The organism is Arthrobacter sp. M71 S08, assembly GCF_059089725.1.
In genome coordinates this window covers 55,800-81,899 of record NZ_JBNHEY010000008.1, presented here as the reverse complement: position 1 = coordinate 81,899, position 26,100 = coordinate 55,800, and the positions used below count along the sequence as shown (strand labels likewise).

Sequence of the window (26,100 nt, the reverse complement as noted above, 5' to 3'; positions counted from 1 at the left end):
GCGCTAAGGTTGAAGCATGTTCGCCCAACTGCTCCTTATCTAGCCGCGCACAACCGCGCGGCAGCCCCTCCTGTGTCGAGGGGCTTTTGTATGTCCGGGGCCTGATTCGGTTCCGACAACGCATTCACGGGAGCGGTGAAGCGGATTGAAGACGGTCACCAGTGATCAACAGACAGGGCAAGTAACAGTGAGCATCAATCCCACGACCGAAGAGTCGGATGCCGGCGCGTACAGTTTCGCGGACATCGAAGCGAAATGGCCCTCGGTGTGGGAGAAGCTCGACACCTTCACCCCGGTTGACGACGGCAGCAGGGAACGCCGCTACGTTCTCGACATGTTCCCCTATCCTTCCGGCGACCTCCACATGGGGCACGCAGAAGCATTCGCCATGGGGGACGTCGTCGCCCGCTACTGGCGTCAGTTGGGCTACGACGTCCTGCACCCGATCGGCTGGGACTCCTTCGGGCTGCCTGCCGAGAACGCTGCGATCAAACACAACGCGCACCCCAGCGAGTGGACCTACGCGAACATCGAGACACAGGCAGCATCCTTCAAGCGTTACGCCATCAGTGCCGACTGGTCCCGCCGGATTCACACCTCGGACCCCGAGTACTACCGGTGGACGCAGTGGCTGTTCCTGCGGTTCTTCGAGAAGGGGCTCGCGTACCGCAAGGACCACCCGGTCAACTGGTGCCCCAAGGACCAGACGGTGCTCGCCAACGAGCAGGTCGTCAACGGTGCCTGCGAGCGGTGCGGCAGCCCGGTCACCAAGAAGAGCCTCAACCAGTGGTACTTCCGCATCACTGACTATGCGGACCGGCTGCTCGACGACATGGAGCCCCTGGCGGGACACTGGCCGGACCGGGTGCTGGCAATGCAGCGGAACTGGATCGGCCGCTCTGAAGGCGCTCACGTGACCTTCACCATCGAAGCGGACGGCGACCTGCCGGCAGCCGATGTCACAGTCTTCACCACACGTCCGGACACCCTGCACGGTGCCACCTTCTTCGTTGTTGCCGCCGATGCCCAGCTGGCCGCCGATCTCGCCACCCCCGAGCATGCTTCCGCCCTCGCTGAATATCGGGTGAGCGTGAATGCGCTGAGCGACATCGAGCGTCAGTCCACCGAACGGGAGAAGACCGGCGTCTTCACCGGACGTTATGCGGTGAATCCCCTGAACGGGGAGAAGCTGCCCGTATGGGCGGCAGATTATGTACTGGCGGACTACGGGACGGGCGCCATCATGGCCGTTCCCGCCCACGACCAGCGGGACCTGGACTTCGCGCGTGCCTTCGGCCTCCCCGTCCGCATGGTGGTGGATACAGGAGAAGAGGATCCGGCGGTCACGGGCAAGGCGACCACGGGAGAGGGGACGCTGGTCAACTCCGGTGAGCTGAACGGCCTCAGTAAGGAGGCCGCCATCCAGCGCGCGATCGAACTCGTCGCAGCCCAGGGCACCGGCGAGCGCACAGTAAATTACCGGCTGCGGGACTGGCTGTTGTCCAGGCAGCGCTTCTGGGGTACGCCCATCCCGATCATTCACTGCGCGGCGTGCGGCGAAGTTCCGGTTCCTGATGAGCAGCTGCCGGTCCGCCTCCCCAGCAACCTGCGTGGGGAAGACCTGGCGCCCAAGGGAACGTCACCGCTGGCCGCCGCGACCGACTGGGTCAACGTGCAGTGCCCGCAGTGCTCAGGACCTGCCACACGGGACACCGACACGATGGACACATTCGTCGACTCGTCCTGGTACTACCTCCGATTCGTCGATCCGAAATCCACGGACGCGCCGTTCGACGCCGGGAAGGTCAACCAGTGGCTGCCGGTCGGTCAGTACGTCGGCGGTGTGGAGCACGCCATCCTGCACCTGCTCTACAGCCGGTTCTTCACCAAGGTCCTGTTCGATCTGGGCCTGGTCAACTTCACGGAGCCGTTCTCGGCGTTGCTCAACCAGGGCCAGGTCCTGAACGGCGGCAAGGCCATGAGCAAATCCCTCGGCAACGGCGTGAACCTGGGCGAACAGCTTGACCGTTACGGCGTCGATGCAATCCGCCTGACCATGGTGTTTGCCTCCCCGCCGGAGGACGACGTCGACTGGGCCGATGTCTCGCCGTCGGGTTCGGCCAAGTTCCTCGCCCGTGCCTGGCGGCTCGGTGCCGACGTAACGTCCCAGCCCGGCGCTGACCCTGCGTCCGGCGACCGTGCGCTGAGGTCGGTCACGCACCGGACCGTGGCCGATGCCGCGGATCTGCTGAAGAACAACAAGTTCAACGTCGTGATCGCGAAGGTCATGGAACTGGTGAACGCCACCCGCAAGGCGATTGACTCGGGAGCCGGAGGCGCGGACCCGGCTGTCCGTGAGGCAGCGGAGACCACCGCCATTATCCTGAGCCTCTTTGCGCCCTACACCGCAGAGGATCTGTGGGAACGGCTCGGTCACCCTGCTTCGGTGGCCGCGGCCGGCTGGCCGGTAGTGGATGAGTCACTGCTGGTTCAGGACACGGTTACGGCCGTCGTGCAGGTGCAGGGAAAGGTGCGTGACCGCCTCGAAGTACCGGCTGACATCACCGAAGACGCGCTGCGTGAGTTGGCCCTCGGAACCGCGCAGGTGCAGCGGACGCTGGCGGGGAGGGACATCCGGACGGTCATCGTCCGGGCGCCGAAACTGGTGAACATCGTTCCGGCCTGATCGGTTGGGGAGAAGGTCTTACCGTGGCCTGGCTTGATCGCCGAGTTAGCCGCAGCGTCGTCGGGACAGGGGAAACGCCTGAACCGGTGACGGCGGTCGTTACGGATTCCGCTGCTGCCTTCCCGCAGACGTGGATAACCGGGCCTGGTCCTGCCGCGGGCGTCACCATTGTCCCCATGCCGGTGATCATCTCGGACCGCCATTACGGCGAGGGCGCGGATAACCTGCTGGAGCCGCTGTCGGTAGCGCTGGTCGAGGGGGCGGAAGTAAGAACGTCGCGCCCATCTCCGGGTCACTTCCAAAGCGTGTACAGGCGCCTGGAGCAGGAGGGCGCGAGGGAGATTGTCTCTATCCACCTCTCCGGGGAACTATCCGGAACGGTTGAAGCCGCCCGTTGGGCAGCGCGCACAGTCTCCCTTCCCGTTCACGTAGTTGATAGCAGGACCGTTGGAATGGCGCAGGGGTGCGGAGTCGCTGCAGCGGTCCTTGCACTGCAGAGCGGGGCCACCGCCTCCCAGGCGGCCGACCGGGCCGCAGCCACGTGCGCGCGGACGAGCCTGCTGTTCTATGTTCCGAGTCTTGAGCAATTGCGCCGCGGCGGCCGGATAGGCGCAGCGGCAGGGTTCTTCGGGAACCTGCTCGCGGTAAAACCGCTCCTGACCGTGAGGAACGGAGCGATCGAGCCTTTGGAGAAGGTACGCACGGCCGTGCGAGCGAGGCAGCGCCTCGACGAACTGGTGAGCGAAGACCTACAGCGCCGTCCGCGTGGCAGCATTGCGGCATTCCACTATTTCGGCAACCGGGCTCAAGCGGAAGCCGCCGCCTCCCGACTGCCCGAGGGTGCCGATGCCGTGCTGACCCAACTGCCGGCCGTTCTCGCCGCCCACACCGGGCTGGGCGTTCTGGCGGTCGCTATCTCCGACCCGTTGATACCGACGCCCGCCTGATCTTCCGCTCCACATTCGCACGGATACATGCGAATTGTGCACATAACAAACGGGGTGTGGCGCCGGGGGAGGAGGCGTCCATACGCTGATCCCATGGCAAGGCACCGCTGGGCGACGGGGGAGCACATCTCCAGCCCGGACCGGCTGGAGCGTATCCTTCAACTCAGCCGCGCCCCGGATCCGGCCGCCGAGCGGGGTTGGGGAGAGGTCGACAAGGACAGCACGTCTGACAGAGGGTCTTTTGATCTCAGCGATCTTCCCGCACACGGTGCCGGTCGCCCGGATGCCGAACGTCGGCGTTCCGGCAGACGCTGGGTCGCTACGCGCCGGGCGGCGTTGCTGGCGGCAGGCTGCGCCCTCGCAGTTGGAGGCTGGCAATTCATCAGCGCCGACCGGGGAACCACCGAAGTTGTGCCGATCGGCCCGCCCTCCTCTTCGGCAACCGGCGCGCCGGCCGGCGAGCACCCTTCCGCTGAAGTTGCCCAACCTGCCGAAGGGACACAGACAGTTCCCCAGCCGGAGGGGCCGGGCGGAGCAGACGCAGGGACCGTCGTCGTACACGTTGCTGGAGCCGTGCAGGCACCCGGCGTCGTCGAGGCGGCTGTTGGCTCGCGGGTCTTCGAAGTGCTGGAGAAGGCTGGAGGCGCCCTGCCGGACGCGGAACTCTCTGCTGTCAACCTCGCTGCCGTCGTCCAAGACGGCCAGCAGATCGTCATTCCCCTCGCCGGAGAGCCGGTACCGCCGGTCAATGCGGCCCCAGGGCCAGGCCCCGGGACGGGGAGTGCGCTCACCAATCTCAACACCGCCGACGTCGCCGAACTCGAGGAACTGCCCAGGGTGGGGCCGGTCCTGGCCGAGCGCATCGTGGAGTGGCGTACCCAGCACGGCCCTTTCACGCAACCGGAAGACCTTGATGCTGTGCCCGGAATAGGCCCGACGATGCTCGAATCCTTGCTGCCTCTGGTGACGGTCTGAATGGGAAGCACGCGGTCAGCGCCATGGGAACGCTTTGTGCTCTCTGCAGCCCGCCGACCGGCAAACACGCTGCACGCTGGGGCGGCGCGGCAGGAACGTGACTCCGGGCCACGGACTGGACGCGTCGCCCGCGGGCGGTCAAAGCCGGACGAAGCCAGGCACAGTCCCGCGCGGGACCTCCGGCTCCTCCCGGCAGCAGCTGTCGCCTGGGGCACCGCGGCGCTCGCAATCCGGCTGGACGCCGAGGGCGCACTGCTGCTCGGCGGCCTGCTTGTACTAGGCACACTCTGCTGCGTCGCCGTCGCAGTTGTGGGCAGGAGAAGGAATCCGGCAGTGCAGGTGTTACTCATTGCCCTCGCCGTGGGAGCCATGGTGTGCATTCCCACAGCCGCGCATCTGGAACAGCGCTACTCTCCTTCGCTGAGCGCCGCCGTCTCAGCCCAGGCACAGGTCACGGTCACACTTCGGGCCACTGCGGATCCACGGCAAGCCTCAACCGCCGGCCCGGACGGGGCTCCACGTTGGCTACTTGAAGCCCAGCTCCTCGATGGGACGTTCAACGGTTCACGATTCACCTCGAGCGCGCCGGTTGTGGTGCTTGGCAGTGCGGCATGGAGCTCCGTCACTCACGGGGACGTCATGCGCACGGCGGGAAAACCGCTGGCCACCGACCCCGGGGATCGTGCGGAAGCATTGCTGATCGCAACGAGAGGCCCGGCACTGCTTGAGGAGCAACCCACGGCAGGATCACCAGTTGAGGGCTTGAGGCAGCGATTCCTGACGCTATCGTCCTCCACTGGTGTGCCCGACGATGGCCTGATGCCGGGCATGGTCATCGGCGCCAGGTCCTCGGTGAGCCAGGACCTCGTGGAGACAATGAAAGCGACCGGACTGACGCACCTTACAGCGGTTTCGGGGGCCAACTGCAGTTATGTGCTCGCTTTCGTGTTTGTCCTCTGCCGGGCGTGCAGGCTCCCCCGGTGGGCCGCCGCCGTAATCGGTATTGGAGCTCTTGTGGGGTTCGTCCTGCTCGTCCGGCCGGAGCCAAGCGTCCTGCGGGCCGCCGTCATGGGCGCAATCGGTGTTCTTGCCATACTCAGCGGCCGCGGCCGGCTTTCCATGACGCTACTGTTCCTGTCCATCGCTGTCCTACTGGCCGCGGACCCCTGGCTGAGCATCGAATACGCGTTCATCCTTTCAGTTGCCGCCACCTGCGGGTTGGTGCTTGTCGGTCCACTCGTTGCGGATCGTTTGGCGGTGTGGCTGCCGACCTGGGCAGCGCAACTGATTGCTGTTCCGCTCGCCGCGCAGCTCTTCTGTGCGCCGGTTCTGGCCCTTATTCAGCCGAGTTTGCCGACGTACTCCCTGCCCGCCAACATCGCGGCGTCACCGCTGGTTCCCTTCATCACCATCACCGGTATGGTGTCCGTTGTGCTCGTGGCGGTGGCGCCATGGTCCGCTGTGCCTTTCGCAGCCGGGGCAGGGTGGGTGGCAGCGGGAGTCGCGCAGATCGCCCGATTCTTCGCCTCCGCCCCGCTTGCCGCGATACCGTGGCCGGCCGGAATTGGAGGCGTGACCCTGACAACGCTGGCAAGCGCCCTCGTGCTTGCGGCTGTGTTGCGGGGCTCGGAGGTTGTCACAGCAACCCGTGCTGCAATCCTCGCGGCACGTTGGACGGTTGCCCATGACCACGCCGGGCGGGCAGGATCCGTCACGTCCAGCCTGGTGATGCGCTCCGTGCTCTGGATAACGGCGGGCTGCGTTCTCGGTTCCGCGGCCGTCTGGGTGTGGAACGGCGCCTACGCTCATCGAGCTGAGGACTGGACGGTCGCCGCATGCGACGTCGGGCAGGGGGATGGGCTGGCGGTCAGGACCGGTGCGCGCAGTGCCATGGTATTCGACGCCGGTCCTGAAGCCGCACTGATGGATTCCTGTCTCGACCGTCTGGGCGTGGATACGGTCGATGTCCTTGTGCTGACCCACCTCCATGAGGACCACTACAACGGAATCGCGGGGGTGTTCCAGGACCGCTCGGTGGACCGCCTGCTTTACTCCACAGCGGAGGAATCCCTTCCTTCCATAGTGTCCGAGACGACAGCCGGCGTCGGCATCACCGGCGAACAGGTAAGCGCCGGGGCGACAGGGAGCGTCGGCAACGTTGACTGGACCGTCCTGTGGCCCAAGCCCGGACCTGTTGCGAGCTCCGAGAATAATGCCTCCGCCGTAGTGCTCGTAACAGTGGCCGGAGACCCCGGACACCCCGATTTCGACATACTGTTCACCGGTGATCTGGAGGAAGACGCCGCCGACCGCTTCCTGGCCGGCCATGCCCAGCTCACCGAGGTTGGGGTGGACGTTCTGAAGGTGGCGCACCATGGCGCCCGCAATGGTGGAGCGGGCATGATCGATGCGCTCTCCCCGAAACTGGCGCTCATATCAGTCGGTAGCCGGAACGATTATGGCCACCCGCATGCTGAAACGCTCGACGCGCTCGAGGCAGCGGGTGCGCGTATTCTCCGTACAGACCTGAGCGGCACCATCCTGCTTACCCTGGAGGGCAACGCGGTGCATATCAGGGCCACGCGGTGAGCTTGGATGCTCCGCACGCCCATGGCAAAGTTGAGCCAGCCCATCCCTATTGATCAGGAGCCACGTCTGTGTCCCCAAGCCCTGCAGTTTCGGTTGCTACGAGCTGGCGCGAGGTTGCCCCGGCACCTGTCATCCTGCTGCTCGGTCCGGAAGATTACCTCGCTACCCGCGCTTCCGAATCCGTTCGACGGCGCATGCGGGAAACTGAGCCGGACGCCGAGGCAGTCCGTCTGGACGCCGCGCAGTATGAGGCCGGGTCACTGATTGTGCTGGGTAGCCCGTCGCTCTTCGGCGGTACGCAGATCATCGAAGCCCGAGGCCTCGCCCAGATGAACGATGCGTTTCTGCAGGACGCGCTGGATTACATCTCGAATCCCGCTCCCGACGTGGTGCTCGTCATGCACCATGCCGGTGGAACCCGCGGCAAAAAGCTGCTCGACGCCCTGAAGGCAGGAAAGGCGGTCCTGGTTGAGTGCCAACCCCTGAAGAAGGACTCCGACAAGGCTGACTTTGTTACCGCGGAGTTCCGTCACGCACGGCGCCGAATCGAGCCTGACGCAGTGCGGGCACTCGTCGCCGCGGTGGGGTCCAGCCTCTCCGAACTGGCGGCCGCCTGCCATCAGCTCGCCTCGGATTCAGACGGAGTGATCTCCGCGGAAACGGTGGAGAAATACTATGGCGGCCGGATCGAGGCAACGGGTTTCAAGGTGGCTGACGCCGCTCTGGCCGGCCGCGGCGGACAGGCGCTCGCCATGCTTCGTCATGCGCTCTCTACCGGTGCCGACCCCGTGCCGCTGGTTGCAGCGTTAGCCATGAAATTGCGCGCGGTAGCGAAGATCTATGGAGTCAGGGGCAGTTCCGCCCAGCTGGCCAAGGAATTGGGCATGGCACCGTGGCAGGTGGATCAGGCGCGGCGCGAAGCCCAGCGGTGGACACCGGAGGGCCTCAACCATTGCATCCAGGTCCTCGCGGAAGCTGATGCCCAGGTCAAGGGTGAGGCGAGGGATCCGATTTACGCGGTGGAGCGCGCAGTCACGGCCATAGCACTGGGCGGATCCGCACCGGGCGGATCGCGCTGATGGTGCTGGCTGCTAGCTGACAGCTGAATCGGCGGCGGTGATCGCGACGGCGGCTAAACAGCAATGGCCGGCCCCTGAGGGCCGGCCACTACAGCACGCTGAAACGGAAGGGCAATTAGCCGAGGTTGTTAACCCTCTTGGCGATTCCCGACTTGCGGTTAGCTGCGTTGTTCTTGTGCAGAACGCCCTTGCTTACGGCCTTGTCCAGCTTGCGGCCGGCAACGGCGAGCGCAGCCACCGCAGCATCCTTGTCGGAGGACTCGACAGCAGTGTTGACGGCGCGGATAGCCGTCTTCAGCTCGGACTTAACCGAGTTGTTGCGCTGACGTGCCTTCTCGTTGGTGAGAATGCGCTTCTTCTGGGACTTGATATTTGCCACGTATAAGACTCTCTTTGTATTGCGGACTGGTCGTGAGGGATATTCGGTGCGGCCAGAGACTGAGCGGCGTGGGGATACCGTGGCGACCGAGCCGAAGTGCCCGTCGACCTGCGCGGACACACAGCTATATAGGCTACCAGAACTAGCGGGCCCGCGCCTCCAGAGCCCTGTCGGCGATTCGCGGACGCGAGGCTGCGAGGCTCATTGCCCGGATGTGCGGTCCAGCCGGCTCATGACGCGATCGAAGACATGGCGGTCGAGGGTGGCGCCGATGCGGCGGACATCCTGCGGGTCAATCGTGAGCAGACGGTCCAGATAAACTTCGCTGGGCCTGCCCTGCCTGTCCCACGCGCCGCTCCCGATGTCGACGTATCCATCGTGTTGGTTCTCGGCATTGTTCCGGTCCCGGGATGTAAGCATGAGAGCGAGGAGAGCACCGGGGTCGCGCCCGATGATCAGAACCGGTCTGTCCTTTCCCTGGTCCGGGTCATCCTCGTACGGCACCCACGTCCAGACAATTTCTCCGGGATCCGCGGTGTTTCCGGGTTGTGGGTCATAGCGGCCCGAAGGAGTGCGGCGGGCAGGAGACCGTCCCGCACCGGCTTGACCTGTCCTGCGTCGAAGAGGGATGCGGCTCGACGACCCGCTCCCGGCGTCCGATTCACCGGCCCGGGTTCGGCCCGGGCGGGTGGCGATCGACTTCAGTACCGCTTCAGCAAGACGGAACAGCGACTGTCCTAGGGATGACATGGGGCAGCGTACCCGCCAGATTGCAGGCTCGAGACATACCCATGGGACAATGGGATCTGCACATTTCCGCGCGGTCCGCGGCGCCGGCGTCGTCGTCCTCCGCGGACATCCCGAAGTCCCCAAAGTAAGAGGTACCGAGTGTCACCCATGGCCCGCACCGCTCCGGTGCCCGCTGCCACGGATCCCGCGATCATCAGGAACTTCTGCATCATCGCCCATATCGACCATGGCAAATCCACGCTGGCCGATCGTATGCTCCAACTCACCGGCGTGGTGGAGCAGCGGGACATGAAGGCCCAGTACCTGGACCGCATGGACATTGAGCGCGAGCGCGGAATCACCATCAAGTCACAGGCCGTAAGGCTCCCGTGGGAACTTGAGGGCGTCAGCTATGCCCTCAACATGATCGACACTCCCGGCCACGTGGACTTCACCTATGAGGTCTCACGATCGCTTGCGGCGTGCGAGGGCGCAATCCTCCTGGTCGACGCCGCGCAGGGGATCGAGGCACAAACCCTGGCCAACCTCTATCTCGCGATGGAAAACGATCTCACGATCATCCCGGTGCTGAACAAAATTGACCTGCCGGCGGCCCAGCCCGAGAAGTACGCGGCAGAGCTGGCGAGCCTGATCGGCGGCAGGCCCGAGGACGTTCTGCTGGTTTCAGGAAAGACGGGCGTCGGAGTCGAAGCGCTCCTCGACAAGATTGTCCGTGACCTCCCCTCACCCGTGGGCGACGCCAATGCGCCGGCCCGGGCCATGATCTTCGACTCGGTTTACGACACCTACCGTGGTGTCGTGACCTATGTCCGCGTGGTTGACGGTCACCTGAGCCCGCGTGAGCGCATCCAGATGATGTCAACCCGTGCCAGCCATGAACTCCTCGAGATTGGTGTCAGTTCACCCGAACCCACACCGTCCAAGGGGCTGGGCGTGGGCGAAGTGGGCTACCTCATCACCGGGGTCAAGGACGTCCGGCAGTCCAAAGTCGGCGATACCGTCACCAATCTGGCAAAGCCTGCAGCGTCGTCGCTGAGCGGCTATGCGGATCCAAAACCGATGGTCTTCTCCGGTCTATATCCTCTGGACGGCGCGGACTATCCGGTGCTTCGTGATGCGCTGGAGAAGCTAATGCTCAACGATGCCGCGCTCGTGTATGAGCCGGAGACCTCTGCCGCGCTTGGATTCGGTTTCCGCGTGGGTTTCCTCGGTCTGCTCCACCTGGAGATCACCCGAGAGCGCCTCGAACGTGAATACAACCTGAGCCTGATCTCCACTGCGCCGAACGTCGAGTATGAAGTGACTCTCGAGGACAAGAACGTCGTTCACGTCACCAACCCGAGCGAATACCCCGTCGGCAAGATCGCGGAGGTTCGCGAACCGATGGTTTCTGCCACAATCCTCGCACCCAACGAGTTCGTCGGCACCATCATGGAGTTGTGTCAGAGTCGGCGCGGTGTCATGGGCGGAATGGACTACCTTTCGGAGGATCGGGTGGAGATACGGTACCGGCTCCCGCTGGCCGAGATCGTCTTCGACTTCTTCGACATGCTCAAATCCAGGACCCGCGGGTACGCATCGCTGGACTGGAAGGCCGACGGCGATCAGGTAGCCGATCTGGTCAAGGTCGACATCATGCTCCAGGGAGAGCAGGTCGATGCCTTCTCCGCAATCACGCACCGTGACAAGGCGTATGCCTATGGCGTCATGATGACCGGAAAGCTGCGCGAACTGATTCCACGGCAGCAGTTTGAGGTCCCCATTCAGGCCGCCATCGGCGCGCGCATTATCGCGAGGGAAAACATCCGGGCTATCCGCAAGGATGTGCTCGCCAAGTGCTACGGCGGTGACATCACCCGGAAGCGCAAGCTGCTCGAAAAGCAGAAGGAAGGCAAGAAGCGCATGAAGATGGTGGGCCGAGTGGAGGTTCCCCAGGAAGCGTTCATCGCCGCTCTGTCGTCGGACGAGTCCAAGGACAAAGCCAAGAAGTGACTGTAGTACTCCGCCGGGAGGGCAACCATGCCTAGCGCACTACCGCTCGGTGACCCCGCTCCGTCCGATGGCGTGCTGCCTCCGACGGCGGCGGCCGGTGCGATCGATCGCGACTTCGGGCTGTACGTGCACATCCCCTTCTGCGCTGTCCGCTGCGGTTACTGCGATTTCAACACGTACACAGCGGCCGAGCTTGGCGGCGGAGCGTCGCAGGCCAACTATGCACTCTCCGTTCAGCGGGAGCTTACCTTCGCTGCCGGGGCGCTGGCAGCCTCCGGAGTCGCCGAGCGTCCGCTGACCACGGTGTTCTTCGGTGGGGGGACGCCCACGCTCCTGCCGTCGCGGGATCTGGCGCAGGTGCTGCAGACCGCCGGGGACGTTTGGGGCCTGGCGCCCGGAGCCGAGGTGACCACCGAAGCGAATCCCGACTCGGTCTCTCCCGAATCGCTCGATGAACTGGCACGCGCCGGGTTCACCCGGGTGTCTTTCGGCATGCAGTCCGCCGTGCCGCACGTGCTGGCCGTACTGGACCGTACCCACTCACCGGCGCGGGTTCCACTTGCGGTCGAGTGGGCGCGCGCTGCGGGACTGAAGGTGAGCCTTGACCTGATCTACGGCACGCCCGGCGAGGAGCTTCAGGACTGGCAGACGTCCCTCGAAGCCGCGCTGGCGCTCGAGCCCGATCACCTGTCCGCATACGCTCTCATCATTGAAGACGGCACGGCGCTGGCGAGGCGGATGCGGCGCGGTGAGGTTCCAATGGTCGACGACGATGACCACGCCGACAAGTACGAACTCGCCGAAAAGATGCTCCAGTCCGCTGGGATGTCCTGGTATGAAGTAAGCAACTGGGCGCGTACCGAAGCGGATCGGTGCCGCCACAATATCGCCTACTGGAAGGGGCACGACTGGTGGGGTGCCGGTCCTGGGGCCCATTCTCACGTAGGCGGAACGCGCTGGTGGAACGTCAAGCATCCATCTGCCTACGCCCAGCGTCTGGGCGCAGGCGCTTCCCCCGCGGCCGGGAGGGAAACACTGGATGACAACTCGCGCTATGTCGAGGATGTCCTCCTGCGCAGCAGGCTGGCCGAGGGGTATCCAACAACCGAACTGCACGCCGCGGGACGCCGCGCAGTCGCCGGATTGATTGCCGACGGGCTGATCGAGCCCACCGCGGCATTCAAGGGGATTGTGCGCCTGAGTGGGCGGGGGCGGCTGCTTGCTGACGCCGTCGTTCGCCGACTTCTGCCCGACTGATCTCCTAGTGGAAGATCCGCAGGTTGAACGGGTACCGGTACGGCCGGCCGCGGTTCACATGGATTCCTGCCGCAACGGCGAAGGCCGCAAGGGTCACCCAGATGAGGGCATTGAGGACCGCGAAAATCCCGCCGATTCCGGGTAGCAGAGACAACAGCAGGCAGACTGCCGCAGCGATGCTCGGCGGGAAAGTGAAGTTGAACGCTTCCTTCGATTCCTGTTCGGTGAAGGGTCCGCGGTCCCGGTAAATCAGGAAAATGATCAGTGACGGGACGAAGCCCAGGATTCCGAGGAAATGGGCGAGCGTTGCCCACTGACGGTCCTCCGACGGAGTCAGCGGTGGAGCGCTGGGACTGGCACCCTGGAATGCGGGGACATTGTCCGGGGGTGCAGGGCGTGACGACGCGTCACTGTGCCGGTCTGCGCTGTTAGACAACGGAACTTCCTTCAAACTGTGGGACTTCACCGCGCGTTCGCGCAGAACTTACTCCATAAGGGTACTTGGTGGACTGGATGCCCGGCGTCGTCCACTCCTGCAGGAGCCCGGTGCTACGCGTCTGATCCCGGTATGGTCAGGAAATCGATGACTTCCTCGACGCGGGCCAGCAACGACGGTTCGAGATCAGCATAGGTAGTGACACCGCCAAGGATGCGCTTCCAGCCGGCGGCAACATCTGCCTGGGTGGAGTGCGGCCAGCCCAGGCGGGTCAGTATCCCTGTCTTCCAGTCCTCCCCGCGGGGAATGACCGGCCACGCCTCGAGTCCGAGCGCCCTCGGTTTCACGGCCTGCCAGACGTCGACGTAGGGGTGCCCTACGATCAGCACGTTGTGCGCAGCACCCTGCACCTTCATGGCTTGGGCCGCTATCCGGGCTTCCTTGGTACCCGGCAGAAGGTGGTCCACTAGGATTCCCAGGCGGCGGTCGCTGGATGGTGCGAAGTCACGCACCGCGCCCGCAAGATCATCGACACCGTGCAAAGGTTCGACGACGATGCCCTCGACGCGCAGATCGTCGCCCCATACTTTCTCCACGAGTTCGGCGTCGTGGCGGCCTTCAACCCAGATCCTGCTCGCCCGTGCCGTGCGCGCCCGCTGGCCCGCAACACGGACGGAACCTGAAGCAGTCCGTTGTTGCGGTACCGCCGCGTGCTTCAGCGCAGCAACCAGCTCAACCGGTGAACCCTCGTAGTGGAAACCGAAGCCGAGCGGAAACGTGCGGCGCTTGCCGCGGCGGTCCTCCAATATCATGACGTGCATCCCGCCCGACTTCTCGGTCCGTAGAATCTCGCCCACGAACCCGCTTTGGACGTCTTCAAGAACGACGCCGGGGCGGGCCTCGATCTTTTCGATTACGGCGCGTCGGGGCTGGGAGAGATCCTGTGCGCCCCACTGGTGATACGACATGTGACTTCTCTCGCTTCCGCAAATCCCTGCCGTCGGTGCAGGCAGAGCCAATGCTAACAATCGCCTCAGACGTATTAGACTTGGCACTTAGGCGTGTTGAGTGCTAACTCAAGAAGCGGGCAGCGAAGTACATCGGAGGTGAACATGAGTGAGCCCAGGCGGCTTGAAGTGCTGCGAGCCATCGTTGAGGATTACGTCCATTCCCGTGAGCCGGTGGGGTCCAAGGCTCTGGTTGAACGCCACAAGCTGGGTGTGTCCTCGGCGACTATCCGCAATGACATGGCGCTTCTGGAAGAAGAAGGCCTTATTACCGCCCCGCATACCAGTTCCGGCCGTATCCCCACAGACAAGGGTTACCGCCTGTTCGTAGACCGGATCGCCGAGGTGAAGCCGCTGTCGGCACCGGAGAAGCGGGCCATCCGGGCGCTCCTGGAAGGCGCCGAAGATCTCGACGACGTCCTGGAACGCACGGTTCGATTGCTGGCGCAGCTCACCAACCAGGTCGCCGTGGTGCAGTACCCGCACCTGGGTGCAGCGTCCGTCCGCCACATCGAGTTCGTCCTGCTTGCACCGGCCCGCGTCCTCGTGGTGCTCATCTCCACTAACGGTGCGGTACAGCAGCGGGTGGTCCCCGTTCCCGCCGACGCGAACGAGACTGCACTTGCCGAGCTGCGTCAGCGCTTCCTTGAGAAGGTGTCTGGCGTGCGGCTGCCGTCGGTGCCGCAGGAACTCGGCGCGTGCGCTGCGGAGCTTCCCCCGGCGCTGCAGCCGTTGGGCCAGGCACTCGCACATGGTCTCGAACAGTTGTCGGCCGCCAACCGCGAGGACCGCATTGTGTTGGCCGGCACAGCCAACCTTGCCCGTTCGACGCTAGACTTTCCCCTCACCATCGGCCCCGTTCTGGAAGCGCTTGAAGAACAGGTAGTCATGCTTCGTCTGCTTTCGGAGATGGAGCAGGACGCGCTTGGCGTCTCGGTCCGCATCGGCCGGGAAAACCCTTACGGCGGTCTCGCAGAGGCGTCCGTGATTGTCACCGGATACGGACCGGACGCGCTGGCGAAGGTGGGGGTTCTCGGACCCACCAGAATGGATTACCCCACCACCATGGCTGCCGTCAGGGCGGTAGCCCGTTACCTTTCCCGCATCCTCGATGAATCGTGACCGGATGACGGATCCCATGAACAGCAGCCGCTTACGCGGTGAGATAACAGGAAGTGATGTGCAGGAGTGAGTAATCACTACGATGTCCTTGGCGTTGCACGCGATGCCAGCGGCGAAGAAATAAAGAAGGCGTACCGCAAACTCGCCCGCAAACTCCACCCGGACGTCAACGTCGGCCCTGAAGCGGCTGAGGAGTTCAAGCTGGTTACCCGCGCGTACGAGGTGCTTTCGGATCCGCAGAAGCGGCGTGTCTATGACACCACTGGAAACGAAAACGGCACCGATAACGGGTTCGGCGGCGGCTACGCCGGCCCCGGCTTCGCCTTCCACGACATCTTCGAGACCTTCTTCGGTGGAGGCGGTCCCAGCGGTCCGCCGTCGCGTACCCAGCGCGGCCAGGATGCCCTCATCGCGGTCCGTATCGATCTGAAGGATGCGGTGTTCGGCTCCAACAAGAAGATCGAGGTGGACTCCGCGGCAGTATGCCCCACCTGTGACGGATCCTGCACCCAGCCCGGGACGTCACCGAGAACCTGCGATATCTGCGGTGGATCCGGCCAGGTCCAGCGTGCGGTCCGGTCCATCCTGGGCCAGGTTATGACGACCGCAACCTGCGGCACCTGCCAGGGGTACGGAACCGTGATCCCGCACCCCTGTAATGAGTGCAACGGGGACGGCCGGATACGATCCCGCCGCAGCCTGACTATCAAGGTGCCTGCCGGTGTATCGACGGGTACGCGAATCCAGCTGTCCGGTCAGGGCGAGGCAGGCATTGCGGGCGGTCCCCAGGGGGACCTGTACGTCGAGATCCGGGTCAACAGCGACCCGACCTTCCTGCGGGAGGGCGACGATCTTCACGCCACTCTGAGCGTGCCCATGACCGCGGCAGCTCTTGGCACCACCGTGACCATGACCAGCTTCGACGGCGACCAGGAACTCATGATCAAGCCGGGTACCCAGTCCGGTGAAGTCATCGCACTCAAGGGTCTTGGAGTCACGCATCTGCGCGGATATGGCAGGGGAGATCTCCTCGTACACCTGAGCGTCGAAACTCCCCGCAACCTCGACAGCGCCCAGGAGGAGCTCCTTCGACGTCTGGCGGAAATGCGCGGCGAGCAGTTCACCGAAGGTCAGCTGGCCAGCAGCGGATCAGGGGTCTTCGCCCGGTTGCGTGAGCGCCTCGGAAATCTCTGACCGGCAGCCCGGACCATGACCAACCAGGCTTTCTTCGGCGACCCCGAGGACGTTCAAGGCGCTGTCGCGGGCGCCAGCATCACGCTGCGAGGTAGGGAAGCGCATCACGCTGCGACCGTGAAGCGTGTGGTGCCCGGCGAGACAATCGACGTGGTGGACGGTAGAGGACATCGACTGAGCTGTACCGTCGTCGATGCAACACCTGCTGCCGTCGTAATGACGGTCGACAGGATCTCTTTCGATCCGCTTCCTGAATTCCGCATCGTCCTGGTGCAGGCGCTGGCGAAGGGGGACCGCGCGGAACTGGCGGTCGAGGCGGCAACCGAACTCGGCGTTGACGCAGTGCTGCCCTGGCAAGCGGATCGCAGCATTGTGCGGTGGCGTGCCGATAAAGCCGTAAAGGGCCGCGCTAAGTGGGAGTCCCTGGTCCGCACCGCTTCGAAACAGAGTCGGCGCACCAGAGTGCCGGACGTCCTCGATGTGCTGGACAGCCGGGGACTCGGGCGTTGGCTTGACGGCGTAGAGCATCCCGTCCTGCTGCACGAGGAAGCACAGGAATCCCTCGCGGGCTTCTGGAACCGCGAGCCGGGAGGCAGAACAGGAACGCTGGCCGTCATTGTGGGGCCGGAAGGGGGAGTGAGCCCGCAGGAAGTCGAACTGCTTGCCGGCCACGGAGCCTTGCCGGTGCAGCTCGGAAACAATGTCCTGCGCGCCTCGACGGCCGGGCCGGCGGCGCTTGCCGTGCTCAACCAGCTCTCGGGCCGCTGGTAGCTCCTCGCACCTAGGATAGCTGGGTGCTGACAGCAGCAAATCAGCGGATGCTGACCAGCTTGTCATCGGCGATGTCGTCGGCGGCAGGCCCTGATCCGGGATCTGTCTCCGAGGCCTCGTAAACCTCAACGAGGTAGGTTCCCTGCTCCAGGGCCACACTGAATTCATACAGCCCTACCGTGCCTGTTCCCACCTCGACCGGAACGGTTCCGTTCACAACATTCTCAGCAGGCACACCGCCCCCGTCGACGCGTCGGACCCTCCATTCAAGGCTTGTGTCCGTCGTCGTTGTGCTGCCCTGAATGATCACAGTCCGATCGGTGCGGACCGAGCTGTCCTGCGGGTTAATGATCCAGACGGGTGCAACTGCGCTGACGTCCCGCCGCAGAAGGGAACCCAACGCGATATGTCCGAAAGCTTCGTAGCCCGCCTTGCCGTCCACCAGCAGGCGCACACTGCTCGGACTTCCGCTCGCGATCAGGCCGGAGTTGGCGGCTGCGGCCGTCGCGGTATACACCAGCTGCTGCACTGCCCGCGCAGCAGTCTCCGCGTCAACCCCTGTGGCGAATGAATCGGAGGAAATGTCGACTGTGATCACGTTGTCCGGCGAGATCGAGGTGTTAACCGCGGAGGCGTTCTGCCAGGGGCTGTAGTAGTCGTCATCGAGAGGCTCAGCACTGGTCATCGCCCAGACGGCAGCGGCAATCGGGTCTCCTGTCGATTCGGCGGGCAGGAACTCGCGGTAGAGGAGTCCGCTCGCCTCACCCAGCCAGTAGACCGGAAGCAGGGAGGCCGCGTCTGTGGCTTCGGGGCTTCGCAAAGCGAGCTCAGGCATACTCGCCGCCGACTCCAGCAGCACTTCTGCCTGAGGCGCGATCTCCGTGTTGGACTCGGCCGGCCCTCCGATGGTGCAGGCCTGTAGCCCGAGCGCGCTCGCGAGAAGTATGGACACCTTCCAGCGGCGGCCCTTCGGAGGTACGAAAAGAGGGATGGCGGCCATGCTTTTCCATCTCCTCTCATTTATCAATGTCGATCCGCTCGCTATCAGCACCGGCTGAAATGTCAACATCAGGGATGATGACACCGGAAGCCGGAGCTGCCATGCGCAGTAGTAATTCAGCTTGGCATAGGAAGTGTCAGCTACCGGCTGGTTTTCCTCAATCGCCGCACGACTGAGACGTGATTGATATCGGGCCGTTGCGTTCCTGAGACATTTTGTCCGCCCAGCCGGTCGGAGTCGTTGGTCCGCACATTCCATGCGAGCAGTAGCTGGCCTGCGGCGGTACGCTAGTAGAAGGCTTCTTCAAAGGCCTGGATCAGGACATAACCGGAAATTCCGGCGGCACGAGGAGAGATGGAAGGCCCACGGGCCGATAATATGACGGATTCTGCAGTGGGTATGGGGGCAGCAGGCCTGGACAGCCGGGTCATCGAGTTCGATTCAGCCGACCAGATGGTGCAGGCTCTCGGCGCAAATGACGAGGCTCTTGCCATGATCGAGGGTGCTTTCCCGGGCGTCAGCCTTCACGTACGCGGCAATGACCTCTCCATCACCGGTCCCGCGACGGACGTTGGGCGCACTGAGCGTCTGATCAGCGAGATCCGGACCCTCGCGGCCACACAGACACCGGTGACAGCGCAGGTGTTGGAGCAGCTCCTTTTCATGCTCAAGACGCAGGGTGCTGCGAAGCCGGCCGATGTCCTGTCGATGAATATCCTCTCTTCGCGCGGCCGTACCATCCGCCCGAAGACGGTCAACCAAAAGAACTATGTTGAAGCGATTGATGCGCATACCATCGTCTTCGGCATCGGCCCGGCTGGAACCGGCAAAACCTACCTGGCAATGGCGAAGGCGGTTCAGGCTCTCCAGCACAAGGAAGTTAACCGGATCATCCTCACTCGGCCGGCGGTCGAGGCAGGGGAGCGCTTGGGCTTCCTCCCCGGAACTCTGAACGACAAGATCGATCCGTACCTGCGTCCGCTCTACGACGCCCTTCACGACATGATGGATCCCGATTCGATTCCGCGCCTGATGGCCGCCGGAACGATCGAGGTCGCTCCGCTTGCGTACATGCGCGGCCGTACCCTGAATGATGCGTTCATCATCCTCGATGAAGCGCAGAACACCACTCCCGAGCAGATGAAGATGTTCCTCACCCGGCTGGGCTTCGGTTCGAGGATGGTGGTCACCGGTGACGTGACCCAGGTCGACCTGCCGGGCGGGACCAGTTCCGGGCTGCGCGTGGTGAGTGAGATCCTGCAGGGTGTCGACGACGTCGCCTTCTCCACACTGGATGCCACCGACGTCGTACGACATCGCCTGGTCGGTGACATCGTGTCCGCCTACGGCAAATGGGACGAATCCCAGCGGGTTGCCATGAACGGACGCCGGAGCCCCGGGAAGACGGGCCGCAATGAGCATTGAGGTCAACAACGAGTCCGGTATCGCGGTGGACGACGAGTCGCTGGTCCGGCTCGGCCGACACGTGCTCGAACGGCTCTATGTGCACCCGGAGTCCGAGCTGTCCATCATCCTGGTGGACGTTGATGCCATGGAAAAGCTCCACATAGAGTGGATGGACGAGCCGGGACCCACTGACGTCCTGTCATTTCCGATGGACGAGCTGCGGCCGGGTACGGCTGCTCGTCCTACTGCCTCGGGCATACTCGGTGATGTTGTCCTGTGCCCCGAGGTAGCCCGCACCCAGGCCGCCAACGCCGGGCACAGTATGGGCGAGGAGCTTCTCCTGCTCACCACTCACGGCATGCTTCACCTACTGGGCTTCGATCATGCCGAGCCCGAGGAGGAGAAGGAAATGTTTGGCCTTCAGCGCCAGCTCCTCGCCGATTTCCTCGGCGGCACCGCTCCTATGGAAACAACCCAGTGACCAGCTTCCCAGCAGTGGAGCAGTCCAGCCCATGATCGTATTCCTTTTGGCGCTGATGGCCATCGTCTTCGTACTTATTGCCGCGCTGGTAACGGCTGCAGAGGCGGCCTTCAGTTTTCTTCCACGCCAGGACGCCGAGGCGCATCTGCATGGGCCAATGGGCGAGCCGGTCCGGCGCATCCTGGAATCCCCCGTGGCGCATATGCATGCGCTGCGCTTCTGGCGCGTCTGGTTCGAAATGGCCGCAGCCGTTGCAGTTGCCCTCCTGTTCGCCGATGTACTGGACAACATATGGATTGCAGGGCTGCTGGCCACAGTGACGATGGCCGGTCTCGGCTTTGTTCTCGTCGGGGTCTCTCCCCGTCAACTCGGCCGAACGCACGCGGCCACACTGGTCCCGCTCACCGCGCGCATGGTGGGTGTCCTGCGCTTCGTCCTCGGGCCTATTCCGCGCTGGCTCGTTGGTGTCGGAAGCGCTATTTCTCCCGGATCAGCCCGCGCCGAGGCAGCATTCTTCACGGAGGAAGAATTCCGGGAGCTGCTCTCGCGGGCCAGTGAGGCGGAAATGATCGAGGACAGCGAAGCGGAGCTGATCCATTCGGTTTTCGAGCTCGGAGACACCAAGGTGCGGTCCGTGATGGTCCCGCGCACCGACATGGTCTCCATCGAGGCCGGATCCACACTCCGGCAGGCCATGTCCCTCTTTCTCCGCTCCGGGTATTCCCGCGTCCCGGTCATCGGAGACAACGCCGACGACGTCCGGGGAATCCTGTACATGAAGGACGTCGTCGCGGTGCTGAACGCAGACAATAACAGTGACCACGACGCTGTCGATGGAGTCAGCCGCGACGTCCGGTACGTGCCCGAGTCGAAGCCGGTCGGGGATTTCCTCCAGGAACTGCAACGGGAATCCACCCACGTTGCCATCGTCATCGACGAATACGGCGGCACCGCAGGCCTCGTGACGCTGGAGGACCTGATCGAGGAAATAGTCGGAGAGATCGTCGACGAGTATGACTCCGAAGTTCCTGAGATGGAACAGCTGCCCGAGGGCGGCTTCCGCGTCAGCGCCCGGATGAGCATCGATGACCTGGGCGAACTCTTCGACATGGACCTCGAGGATGACGAGGTGGACACGGTGGGTGGCCTCCTCGCGAAAACCCTCGGCCGTGTGCCGATTGTCGGAAGCGAGGTTCAGGTCGGAGATATTGTCCTTCGCGCAGAGCGTGTCGAAGGACGTCGCAACCGCGTCTCGCACATCCTCGCCTGGAGGGTCGAACGGACCTCGGACGAAGACGTGCACACAGACCAGGTGAGTGAAGATTCGAGGGAGACGGTGGACAACAAATGAGCACCCAGCAGTACCGGGCGGGCTTCATCTCGCTGGTCGGCCGGCCCAACGCCGGAAAATCGACGCTGACCAACGCGCTGGTCGGACACAAAGTGGCGATCACCTCCGCCAAACCCCAGACGACCCGGCACACCATCCGCGGTATTGTGCACCGTGAAGACGCGCAGCTCATCCTCGTCGACACGCCGGGTCTGCACAGGCCCCGCACCCTGCTCGGCCAGCGCCTCAACGACCTCGTTGCCGACACGCTCGCCGAGGTGGACGCCATCGGGTTCTGCCTCCCCGCCAACGAGCAGGTCGGACCGGGCGACCGCTACATCTCCGCACAGCTGGCGCAGCTGAAGGGCAAACCGATCATCGCAGTGGTCACAAAGGCCGACCTCGTCAGCAAAGAGGCGCTGGCGCGTCAGCTGCTCGCAGTGACCGAACTGGGGCGGGAAGTGCTGGGAGAAGAGGGGTGGGCCGACGTCGTGCCTGTTTCCGCGGTGGACGGCTACCAGGTGACTACAGTGGCGGACGTCTTTGCTTCCCATATGCCGGAATCTCCTCCGCTGTATCCCGACGGTGAGCTGACCGATGAGCCTGAGGCCGTCATGGTCGCCGAACTGGTGCGGGAAGCTGCCCTCGAGGGGGTTCGGGACGAACTCCCTCATTCCCTGGCTGTTGTCGTGGAGGAAATCGTCCCGCGCGAAGGCCGTCCGGAAGGCAACCCGCTGCTCGACGTCCGGGTCAATCTCTACGTCGAGCGTTCGTCGCAAAAGGCCATCATTATCGGCAAGGGCGGTGCGCGTCTGCGTGAGGTGGGCACCGTGGCGAGGAAGGGGATCGAAGCCCTGCTGGGGACGAAGGTCTACCTCGACCTTCACGTCAAGATAGCGAAGGACTGGCAGCGTGATCCCAGGCAGCTCGTGAAGCTCGGATTCTAGCGCTGCAGGGCCGCTCGCGGTCCGGGCACTTCGGGCAGCAGGTGCTCGTTGACCTACAGATGTCCCGTTCGCAGGGGCAACAAGTCTTAGAACCAACTCGAAAGGGCCGAGCGTCATGAGTGAATCCGGCGGTGAGCGGACTGGCTCCCCGGATGGCATCCGGCTGGGGACCGGCGGACGGCATCTCGGCAGAGGACGGCCGCGTGTCCTGCAGATCGTGGCCATCTCGCTCGTCGCCGCGCTCGTGGCGGCCGTGGGAATCGTTGCGTTCTCCGTGCTTCGCCTGCAGGGAAACGTGGCCACGGAGCCCCTGAACCTCGGGGCAGGAGGTGAGACTCAGTTGCCGGTGGACCTGAGCAGGGATCCTGTTCAGATTCTCATCATCGGTAGTGACACCCGGGCGGGACAGGGCGGTGACGAGCCCGAGGATGAAGAGGGCCAGGCGGACGTCATGATGCTCATGACCATGTCCGCAGACCGAAGCAACGTCACGATGGTGAGTTTTCCCCGTGACCTGTTGGTCCCGCTGCCGGAATGCGTAAACCCCGACACCGGTGCGAGCAGCGACTCCATGGCGCTGGGTCAACTCAACAGCTCGCTGGCGAACGGCGGTCCCGGCTGCACAGTCGCGGCTATCAACGAAATCACCGGACTCCAGATCGACCACTTCATGATGGCCGACTTCAAAGCGGTGACCGAATTGTCGAAAGCAGTCGGCGGTGTAGAGGTCTGTGTCAACCAGGCAGTCGACGACGAATACTCGGGGCTGAAGCTCGACGCCGGTACCAGCGAGATCGAGGGGGAGCAGGCGCTGGCATTCCTGCGCACGCGGCATAGCTTTGGCAGCGGAGGAGATGAAGGACGCATCCGCGCCCAGCAGGCTTTCCTTGCCTCGCTGGCACGGAAGGTCAAGGAGGAAGGCACGCTGAGCAATATCCCGCGCCTGTACTCGATCGCCGAAGCGGTTACACAAAACCTCACGGTCGACGACGGCCTGGTCGAAATCCCCGAGTTGCTCAAACTTGCCGGCCGCCTGCAGCAGGTCGATCTCGGCAATGTTGCGTTCGTGACGGTCCCTGTCGTTCCCTACGAACCCGATGTGAACCGCCTCGTTTTGGACGAAGACAAGGCGGATGATCTTTTTGAGGCGCTCCGCGCCGACCGCGACATCACCAAGCCGGCACAGGAGCCCTCACCCTCAGCGAGTGCAAGCCCCAGCACCGATCCGTCCAGCGAGCCGGAGCCCACCCAGGAACCCGAGCCCACCCCGACCGAGGAAGAGCTCGGATTCGATCCCGCGCTGGTGCCCATCACCGTGCTCAACGCGTCCGGGGAATCGGAGCGCGGGGAGGAACTGCAGGACGTACTTCTTGAGGAGGGATACACCCAGGCGGCCGTCTCGGAGGGCGACGATCGCCCGGCTACCCAGCTGTTTGTGGGTCCCGGCTACGAGGGGATCGCGCCCGTGGTCGCCGAACTGTTCGGACTCTCTGAAGTCCAGGTGATTCCGAGCGCCAACACTGTTGGGCTTCAGCTGTCCGTCGGGAGCGATTTCACCGAGGGAAAGACGATCAAGACGGAGGGCGTGGCCGGGGACCTGCGCGGCCAGACAGCCGCCCAGGTCACCTGCCAGTCCTGACGGTGGTTACCAGATCCTGACGCGGTCCTCGGGAGCGAGCCAGAGTCCGTCCGTCTGCGTCACGTTGAAGGCGTTGTGGAATTCGTCCAGGTTGCGCACCACCTGGTTGCACCGGAACTCGTTCGGCGCATGAGGATCGATGGCGATGCGGCGCGCTGCCTCTTCGGGACGGATGTTCTGCCGCCAGCACTCCGCCCACGAGTAGAAGAATCGCTGGATGCCTGTCAGGCCGTCTATGACGGGCGGCTCGGCTCCGTCGAGGCTGATCAGGTACGCGGCGAGGCTGATTCCCAGTCCGCCGAGGTCACCAATGTTCTCGCCTAGGGTGAGTTTTCCATTGATCGGGTGATCCGGAGCCTCGGTGGGCGCCAGCTCGGCGTACTGACTGACCAACTGGCCGGTGAGTGCCTCGAACGCTGTCCTGTCCGCTTCGGTCCACCAGTTGTGCAGGGCTCCCGCCCCGTCGAACTGGGAGCCCTGGTCGTCGAATCCGTGCCCGATCTCATGACCGATGACGGCCCCGATTGCCCCGTAGTTCGCGGCGGGGTCCGCGTCGGCGTCGAAGAACGGCGGTTGCAGGATTGCGGCGGGGAAGACGATCTCGTTCATGGTCGGCATGTAGTAGGCGTTGACTGTCTGCGGAGTGAGGTGCCACTCGCCGCGGTCGATGGGACCGCCGAGCTTTGCCAGCTGCCGGTTCGTCTCAAACTCGGTTGCCCTCCGCACGTTGCCGTGGAGGTCGCCCGGCGTGATCCTCAGGTTCGAATAGTCGATCCAGCGTTCCGGGTAACCGATTTTGGTCGTGAAGAGCTGCAGCTTCTCGAGCGCCCGCTGGCGCGTGTCAGCGCTCATCCAGTCCAGCCGGGTGATCCTCTCACCGTATGCAGCCAGAAGGTTGTCAACGAGGTCCTGCATGGTGGCCTTGTGCGTTTCCGGGAAGTGGCGGGAAACGTATTCGCGACCGACCGCCTCGCCGAGAGCTCCTTCGACAACAGCAACTCCGCGCTTCCAGCGTTCCTTCAGCTGCGGCGTGCCACTGAGCTTGGTCCCGTAGAACGAGAAGTGGGCGTCAACAAACTCGTCGCTGAGGAAGGGGGCTGCATGCAGCAGTACCCTTGCGGCGAGCCAGTTCTTCCATACGGGCAGCGGGACCTCGTCCAGCGCCTCCGTCAGCCCGGCCACATAGGCCGGCTGGTTGACGATCACCTCGTCGCCAAGCCCGACGCCGGCAGCCAGCTCCGTGAGCCAGCTCCCCAGATGCGGAGCGTGGCCGGTCAGTTCCGCGATGCGGCGAAGGTTGTAGGTCGCCTGCGGATTGCGCCGGGTCACAGTGTCCATGTGTGACGACGCCAGTCTTGCCTCGAGGTCGAAGACGCTGGCTGCCGCTGCCCCGCTCTCCGGGCGTCCTGCGAGCTCGAAGAGCCGGTGGAGCAGCTCGACGTAGGCCAGGCGTGCCTCTTCGAATTTGCCCTCGCGGTAGTAGGACTCGTCGGGCAGCCCGAGGCCTGACTGGTAGAGGTGCAGCAGGTAACGCTCAGGGTTGCCGGCATCATTGCTGACGTAGGGCAGAACTATTCCGGCGGTGCCGGAGCGCGTCAGTTCGGCGTCGAGCCGGACGAATTCCTCGATCGTGCCAGCCGCATCAATCGCGGTGAGCAGCGGCTGGACCGGTGCTGCGCCCTCCCTGTTGAGGTGCGCGGTGTCCATGAAGTCCGCGAACAGGGCGCCGATACGGAAGCGGTCGCCGTCGTCGTCCTTGTCGGCTGCCGCGTCCTGGACGATGGCGCGCACGGCCAGTTCAGCTGCGTCCGCGAGCTGGGAAAACGAGCCCTCCCGGGCGCGGTCATCAGGAATGGGCGTGTTCCGAAGCCAGACGCCGTTGACGTGGCGGAAGAGGTCGTCCTGCGGGCGAACGGTGGGATCGACGTTCGAGAGATTGATGCCTGTTGCAGTCATGGAAGCTCCTTCGTTGGTGCGTCTTCTCATCCTAGGGGCCGTGCTAGTGTTGAATTGTGCGCGCAGAGCTGCTTCTTCTTAGCTGCCGTGGCGGGGCTCAACCGACCGGCTAGTCACACCATGACTACCCGATCGCAGGCCGAACCCCCGCTGCGG

21 protein-coding genes are annotated in these 26,100 nt (G+C 64.1%); 15 read left to right on the top strand and 6 right to left on the bottom strand.

Going from position 1 to position 26,100, the window contains the following annotated elements; all coding sequences use genetic code 11:
- Window positions 1-145 precede the first annotated feature (145 nt).
- From leuS to holA, 5 genes are all read left to right on the top strand, one after another.
- Window positions 146-2,686 (top strand): leucine--tRNA ligase, encoded by a 2,541-nt coding sequence (gene leuS / locus AC5RTB_RS14635; protein WP_494061790.1) that lies wholly within the window; start codon window positions 146-148, stop codon window positions 2,684-2,686.
- Between the two features lie 23 nt (window positions 2,687-2,709).
- Window positions 2,710-3,633, top strand: a complete 924-nt coding sequence (locus AC5RTB_RS14630) for a DegV family protein (RefSeq protein ID WP_494061789.1) — start codon at window positions 2,710-2,712, stop codon at window positions 3,631-3,633.
- A 93-nt stretch (window positions 3,634-3,726) separates the two neighbouring features.
- Complete coding sequence (locus AC5RTB_RS14625) at window positions 3,727-4,608, top strand: ComEA family DNA-binding protein (RefSeq protein ID WP_494061788.1); 882 nt, start codon at window positions 3,727-3,729, stop codon at window positions 4,606-4,608.
- Window positions 4,609-4,644: 36 nt separating this feature from the next.
- The gene (locus AC5RTB_RS14620) at window positions 4,645-7,197 is read left to right on the top strand and encodes a ComEC/Rec2 family competence protein (protein WP_494061787.1); all 2,553 of its coding nucleotides are present in this window, start codon (window positions 4,645-4,647) and stop codon (window positions 7,195-7,197) included.
- Between the two features lie 68 nt (window positions 7,198-7,265).
- On the top strand, window positions 7,266-8,276 hold the full coding sequence (holA, locus tag AC5RTB_RS14615; RefSeq protein ID WP_494061786.1) for a DNA polymerase III subunit delta: 1,011 nt from the start codon (window positions 7,266-7,268) through the stop codon (window positions 8,274-8,276).
- A 115-nt stretch (window positions 8,277-8,391) separates the two neighbouring features.
- On the opposite strand, the gene rpsT is transcribed toward holA, so the two are convergent.
- Window positions 8,392-8,655, bottom strand: a complete 264-nt coding sequence (rpsT, locus tag AC5RTB_RS14610; protein WP_490891617.1) for a 30S ribosomal protein S20 — start codon at window positions 8,653-8,655, stop codon at window positions 8,392-8,394.
- A gap of 201 nt (window positions 8,656-8,856) precedes the next feature.
- Window positions 8,857-9,405, bottom strand: a complete 549-nt coding sequence (locus tag AC5RTB_RS14605) for a type II toxin-antitoxin system PemK/MazF family toxin (protein WP_494061785.1) — start codon at window positions 9,403-9,405, stop codon at window positions 8,857-8,859.
- Window positions 9,406-9,543: 138 nt separating this feature from the next.
- On the opposite strand from AC5RTB_RS14605, the gene lepA reads away from it, so the two are divergent.
- Together lepA and hemW are read left to right on the top strand one after the other, a co-directional pair.
- Window positions 9,544-11,397 carry a translation elongation factor 4 gene (gene lepA / locus AC5RTB_RS14600; protein ID WP_494061784.1) on the top strand — a complete coding sequence of 618 codons (1,854 nt, stop codon included), beginning with the start codon at window positions 9,544-9,546 and terminating at the stop codon, window positions 11,395-11,397.
- Between the two features lie 27 nt (window positions 11,398-11,424).
- The gene (gene hemW / locus AC5RTB_RS14595; protein ID WP_494061783.1) at window positions 11,425-12,654 is read left to right on the top strand and encodes a radical SAM family heme chaperone HemW; all 1,230 of its coding nucleotides are present in this window, start codon (window positions 11,425-11,427) and stop codon (window positions 12,652-12,654) included.
- Window positions 12,655-12,658: 4 nt separating this feature from the next.
- On the opposite strand, the gene AC5RTB_RS14590 is transcribed toward hemW, so the two are convergent.
- Window positions 12,659-13,090, bottom strand: a complete 432-nt coding sequence (locus AC5RTB_RS14590; RefSeq protein ID WP_494061782.1) for a DUF4870 domain-containing protein — start codon at window positions 13,088-13,090, stop codon at window positions 12,659-12,661.
- A gap of 113 nt (window positions 13,091-13,203) precedes the next feature.
- Window positions 13,204-14,058 carry a DUF3097 domain-containing protein gene (locus AC5RTB_RS14585; protein WP_494061781.1) on the bottom strand — a complete coding sequence of 285 codons (855 nt, stop codon included), beginning with the start codon at window positions 14,056-14,058 and terminating at the stop codon, window positions 13,204-13,206.
- 144 nt (window positions 14,059-14,202) lie between these two features.
- Here AC5RTB_RS14585 and hrcA point away from each other — a divergent pair, with 144 nt between their 5' ends.
- The 3 genes from hrcA (at window position 14,203) to AC5RTB_RS14570 (ending at window position 17,184) form a co-directional block, all read left to right on the top strand.
- Window positions 14,203-15,219 (top strand): heat-inducible transcriptional repressor HrcA, encoded by a 1,017-nt coding sequence (gene hrcA, locus AC5RTB_RS14580; protein WP_494061780.1) that lies wholly within the window; start codon window positions 14,203-14,205, stop codon window positions 15,217-15,219.
- Window positions 15,220-15,285: 66 nt separating this feature from the next.
- Window positions 15,286-16,413, top strand: coding sequence for a molecular chaperone DnaJ (dnaJ, locus tag AC5RTB_RS14575; RefSeq protein ID WP_494061779.1), 1,128 nt, complete (start codon window positions 15,286-15,288; stop codon window positions 16,411-16,413).
- A gap of 15 nt (window positions 16,414-16,428) precedes the next feature.
- On the top strand, window positions 16,429-17,184 hold the full coding sequence (locus AC5RTB_RS14570) for a 16S rRNA (uracil(1498)-N(3))-methyltransferase (RefSeq protein ID WP_494061778.1): 756 nt from the start codon (window positions 16,429-16,431) through the stop codon (window positions 17,182-17,184).
- Window positions 17,185-17,224: 40 nt separating this feature from the next.
- On the opposite strand, the gene AC5RTB_RS14565 is transcribed toward AC5RTB_RS14570, so the two are convergent.
- A complete protein-coding gene (locus AC5RTB_RS14565) occupies window positions 17,225-18,184 on the bottom strand; it encodes a GerMN domain-containing protein (protein WP_494061777.1) in 960 nt (319 codons plus the stop codon).
- Window positions 18,185-18,562: 378 nt separating this feature from the next.
- Between AC5RTB_RS14565 and AC5RTB_RS14560 the strand changes: the two genes are divergently transcribed.
- The 5 genes from AC5RTB_RS14560 to AC5RTB_RS14540 all read left to right on the top strand — a co-directional run bounded on the left by AC5RTB_RS14560 (window position 18,563) and on the right by AC5RTB_RS14540 (window position 23,988).
- The gene (locus AC5RTB_RS14560; RefSeq protein ID WP_494061776.1) at window positions 18,563-19,609 is read left to right on the top strand and encodes a PhoH family protein; all 1,047 of its coding nucleotides are present in this window, start codon (window positions 18,563-18,565) and stop codon (window positions 19,607-19,609) included.
- Window positions 19,599-20,072, top strand: coding sequence for an rRNA maturation RNase YbeY (gene ybeY, locus AC5RTB_RS14555; RefSeq protein WP_494061775.1), 474 nt, complete (start codon window positions 19,599-19,601; stop codon window positions 20,070-20,072). The genes AC5RTB_RS14560 and ybeY overlap by 11 nt, the downstream gene beginning before the upstream one ends.
- A 31-nt stretch (window positions 20,073-20,103) precedes the next feature.
- Window positions 20,104-21,423 carry a hemolysin family protein gene (locus tag AC5RTB_RS14550; protein WP_494061774.1) on the top strand — a complete coding sequence of 440 codons (1,320 nt, stop codon included), beginning with the start codon at window positions 20,104-20,106 and terminating at the stop codon, window positions 21,421-21,423.
- Entirely contained in the window at window positions 21,420-22,349 is a 930-nt protein-coding gene (gene era, locus AC5RTB_RS14545) for a GTPase Era (protein ID WP_494061773.1), read from the top strand. Before AC5RTB_RS14550 ends, era begins: the two co-directional genes overlap by 4 nt.
- Window positions 22,350-22,464: 115 nt before the next feature.
- Window positions 22,465-23,988 (top strand): LCP family protein, encoded by a 1,524-nt coding sequence (locus AC5RTB_RS14540; RefSeq protein ID WP_494061772.1) that lies wholly within the window; start codon window positions 22,465-22,467, stop codon window positions 23,986-23,988.
- A gap of 6 nt (window positions 23,989-23,994) precedes the next feature.
- On the opposite strand, the gene AC5RTB_RS14535 is transcribed toward AC5RTB_RS14540, so the two are convergent.
- Window positions 23,995-25,944 carry a M13 family metallopeptidase gene (locus AC5RTB_RS14535; RefSeq protein WP_494061771.1) on the bottom strand — a complete coding sequence of 650 codons (1,950 nt, stop codon included), beginning with the start codon at window positions 25,942-25,944 and terminating at the stop codon, window positions 23,995-23,997.
- Window positions 25,945-26,100: the final 156 nt, after the last annotated feature.

Coding starts and splice junctions, on each gene's coding strand:
- AC5RTB_RS14625 (WP_494061788.1), top strand. CDS start 3,727: ATGGCAAGGCACCGCTGGGCGACGGGGGAGCACATCTCCAGCCCGGAC.
- AC5RTB_RS14605 (WP_494061785.1), bottom strand. CDS start 9,405: ATGTCATCCCTAGGACAGTCGCTGTTCCGTCTTGCTGAAGCGGTACTG.
- hemW (WP_494061783.1), top strand. CDS start 11,425: ATGCCTAGCGCACTACCGCTCGGTGACCCCGCTCCGTCCGATGGCGTG.
- AC5RTB_RS14585 (WP_494061781.1), bottom strand. CDS start 14,058: ATGTCGTATCACCAGTGGGGCGCACAGGATCTCTCCCAGCCCCGACGC.
- hrcA (WP_494061780.1), top strand. CDS start 14,203: ATGAGTGAGCCCAGGCGGCTTGAAGTGCTGCGAGCCATCGTTGAGGAT.
- AC5RTB_RS14570 (WP_494061778.1), top strand. CDS start 16,429: ATGACCAACCAGGCTTTCTTCGGCGACCCCGAGGACGTTCAAGGCGCT.
- AC5RTB_RS14565 (WP_494061777.1), bottom strand. CDS start 18,184: ATGGCCGCCATCCCTCTTTTCGTACCTCCGAAGGGCCGCCGCTGGAAG.
- AC5RTB_RS14560 (WP_494061776.1), top strand. CDS start 18,563: ATGACGGATTCTGCAGTGGGTATGGGGGCAGCAGGCCTGGACAGCCGG.
- ybeY (WP_494061775.1), top strand. CDS start 19,599: ATGAGCATTGAGGTCAACAACGAGTCCGGTATCGCGGTGGACGACGAG.
- AC5RTB_RS14550 (WP_494061774.1), top strand. CDS start 20,104: ATGATCGTATTCCTTTTGGCGCTGATGGCCATCGTCTTCGTACTTATT.
- era (WP_494061773.1), top strand. CDS start 21,420: ATGAGCACCCAGCAGTACCGGGCGGGCTTCATCTCGCTGGTCGGCCGG.
- AC5RTB_RS14540 (WP_494061772.1), top strand. CDS start 22,465: ATGAGTGAATCCGGCGGTGAGCGGACTGGCTCCCCGGATGGCATCCGG.
- AC5RTB_RS14535 (WP_494061771.1), bottom strand. CDS start 25,944: ATGACTGCAACAGGCATCAATCTCTCGAACGTCGATCCCACCGTTCGC.